4 protein-coding genes are annotated in these 2,754 nt (G+C 70.4%); 2 read left to right on the top strand and 2 right to left on the bottom strand.

The annotated features are described in order from the left end of the window. Positions 1–233 (top strand): LysR substrate-binding domain-containing protein (locus DQW85_RS24790; protein ID WP_240197404.1); only part of this gene is annotated, 233 nt, incomplete at its 5' end. A gap of 6 nt (positions 234–239) precedes the next feature. Here the strand turns inward: DQW85_RS24790 and DQW85_RS24785 are convergent. Both DQW85_RS24785 and DQW85_RS24780 read right to left on the bottom strand, forming a co-directional pair. Then, the gene (locus DQW85_RS24785; protein ID WP_113702408.1) at positions 240–920 is read right to left on the bottom strand and encodes a DNA alkylation repair protein; all 681 of its coding nucleotides are present in this window, start codon (positions 918–920) and stop codon (positions 240–242) included. Continuing rightward, the gene (locus DQW85_RS24780; RefSeq protein ID WP_113702409.1) at positions 917–1,588 is read right to left on the bottom strand and encodes a TetR/AcrR family transcriptional regulator; all 672 of its coding nucleotides are present in this window, start codon (positions 1,586–1,588) and stop codon (positions 917–919) included. Before DQW85_RS24780 ends, DQW85_RS24785 begins: the two co-directional genes overlap by 4 nt. 293 nt (positions 1,589–1,881) lie before the next feature. On the opposite strand from DQW85_RS24780, the gene DQW85_RS24775 reads away from it, so the two are divergent. Beyond that, a partial coding sequence (locus DQW85_RS24775) for a glycoside hydrolase family 3 N-terminal domain-containing protein (RefSeq protein ID WP_275888255.1) occupies positions 1,882–2,754 on the top strand: 873 nt, incomplete at its 3' end.

Below are 2,754 nucleotides of genomic sequence, written 5' to 3'. Positions count from 1 at the left end.
CGGCGGCCGACGACGACTTCGCCGCCGCGCTCGACCTGGTGGCCGCCGGCGCGGGCCTGCTGCCCGCGCCCCAGCTCCTGGTCAGGGCCGTACGCCGCGACGACGTCAGGTTCGTGCCGCTGGACGCGGGCGACCTGCGCATCACGTACGCGCTGGCCTGGTCGAAGGAGCGCGTCACACCGGAGCTGCTGGCGCTGGTGCAGGCCGTGCAGGACGCCTTGTGGACCAGGTGAGCGGGCTCAGCCGCCCGAGAGGTTCTTCAGCGCCTCGCGGCGGCTCAGCCCGGAGATGCCCTTCGCCCGCACGTAGCGGACGACCTCGCCCGGGTTGGTCCTGGCGTACTCGCGCAGCGCCCAGCCGATCGCCTTGCGGGCGAAGAAGTCGTTGTCGGACAGGCTCGGCTCGATGCAGGCGTAGAGCAGCGCGGTGTCGGTGCGCTCCTTGAACCGGTTCTGGCAAAGGATCGAGGTGCGGCGCTTCCACAGGTCGCCGTCGTGCGCCCACTCCAGCATGAGCGGCCGCATCGAGTCGGGGAAGGCCGTGAGCAGGCCGCCGATCCGGTGTGTCGCCAGCTCGTCGACCAGATCCCACCAGGCGCCGGTGACGATCATCTCCTCGTACATGGGCACCGTGTAGAGGGTCTGGAACTCCCGGTAGTGGTGGTAGCCGGTCAGCTCGATCGCCGCGTAGCGCTCCTCGCGGTATTCGGCCTCGCGCCACAGCTCCAGCACCGCCCGCCGCCACTCGGGCGCGGTGGCGATGCGGTGGTCGGCGAACACCCGCCTGAGCGCGGCCCTGCGCGGGACCGCCTGGACGCCGAGGAACGGCATCGTGGACTTCATGTAGGCCTGCATCGTGGCGGCCTTGCCGGGCTCCGCCGCCTCCCGCAGCGCCTCGCGCACCGCCTTGCCGAGGCTCATTTCCGCTGGCTGGTCCGCTCGCCCGTCGCCAGGCCGTCGAAGAGCACGGTGATGTAGTGCTCGGCCAGCCCGGCCGTGTTGAGCCGCCCCCCTGGGCGGAACCAGCGCACCGCCACCCAGATCGTGTCGCGGATCATCCGGTAGGTCAGCTTGGGGTCGACGTCGGAGCGGAACTGCCCGGCCGCCTGGCCCGCCTTGATCTGTGACACCCAGATCTGCTCGACCTCGTCCTCGGCCTTGACCAGGTAGTTGAACCGCTCGAACTGACGCAGGTAGTTCCAGTCGTTCTGCATGACGGTGATCGCGGCGCGGTGCGGCTCCAGCGTGCCGAAGCCGATGCGCACCATCTCCGACAGCACGGTGCGCGGGTCGGATCCGGACTCGAGCGCGGCGCGGTAGCGCGCGATGAGATCATCGAGGAAGGTGGAGAGCACCTCGTCGACGATCGTCTCCTTGGAGTCGAAGTGGTGGTAGAGGCTCCCGGAGAGGATGCCCGCCTCGGTGGCGATCTCGCGCACGGTCGTGGCCTGGAAGCCCTTGCGCGCGAAGATCTCCGCGGCGAGCTTGACGAGGTGGTCCCGGCGCTCGGAGGCCGACCCCGATGAGGTCGCGCGTTGGCGCTTCGCCGGCGTGGCCGTGGTGGAGCCCGGGCTCTTACGCGTTGTCACGCCCTCCATTATGAGCCCATTCACAATCGCTTGTTCACTGAACTCGCGCTGCTCATCCGGCGTTCCGCGTGCGACCAAGCGCTTGCTGCGAGAAGCTCGTCGACGGGCGCCGCGGCTACCTGGTCGGCACGGCGGGGCCGGCGGACCTCCGCGTCACCTTCCGCGGCGTGGACTTCGTGGACCGCAGGGGGGCGGCGGTCCCACACGGTTGCCGATTCTGTTGCCGACGGGAGCGTGTTGACGTCAGAAAATGCCTCTAGCAAATAGGAAACTTTCCTATTAGATTGCGGGTCATGCCCATCAGCGGTGACCTGCTTCGCCTTGCCGACGCCGTCCTCATGCCAGGCTTCGAGGGAAAGGCGCCCCCCGACTGGGTCCGTCGCCGGCTCGGTGAGGGACTGGCCGGTGTGGTCCTGTTCTCCCGCAACATCGCCGACCCCGCACAGGTGGCCCGGCTCACGGCCGCCCTGCGGGCCGAGAACCCCGCGGTGCTGGTCGGCACCGACGAGGAGTCCGGCGAGGTCACCCGGCTGGAGGTGGCCACGGGCAGCAGCCGTCCTGGGGGCTACGCGCTCGGCATGGTGGATGACGTCACGCTGACCGAGGCGCTGGCCAGGGACCTCGGCGGCGAGCTGGCGGCGGCCGGGATCACGATCGACTTCGCGCCTTCGGCCGACGTGAACTCCAACCCGGACAACCCCGTCATCGGCCTGCGCGCCTTCGGCGCCGACCCGGCGCTGGTCGCCCGGCACACCAGGGCGTTCGTCCGCGGTCTCCAGGGCGCCGGTGTGGCCGCCTGTGTCAAGCACTTCCCCGGCCACGGCGACACCTCGGTCGACTCCCACCACGGCGTGCCGGTGATGGCGGTGGACGGCATCGAGGACGCCCTCCACCCCTTCCGCGAGGCGATCAAGGAAGGGGCGAAGTCGATCATGACGGGTCACCTGCTGGTGCCGTCGTACGACCCCGGCCTGCCCGCCACGCTCAGCCCCAAGATCCTCACCGCCCTGCTCCGCGAGGAGCTCGGCTTCGAGGGCATGATCATCACTGACGGCATCGAGATGGCCGCCGTCTCGGCGGCGTACGGCATCGGCGGCGCCGCCGCCCGCGCCATCGCGGCGGGGGCCGACGCCGTCTGCGTCGGCGGCGAGCACGCCGACGAGGCG

The organism is Nonomuraea lactucae (assembly GCF_003313395.1).
In the GTDB taxonomy this organism is placed as follows: domain Bacteria; phylum Actinomycetota; class Actinomycetes; order Streptosporangiales; family Streptosporangiaceae; genus Nonomuraea; species Nonomuraea lactucae.
Note: the sequence above shows the minus strand (reverse complement) of the source record. Positions and strands in the feature narration are given on the sequence as shown.

Bases quoted from the DNA above. Each gene is read 5' to 3' on its own strand.
- DQW85_RS24785 (WP_113702408.1), bottom strand. From the start codon at position 920: ATGAGCCTCGGCAAGGCGGTGCGCGAGGCGCTGCGGGAGGCGGCGGAG.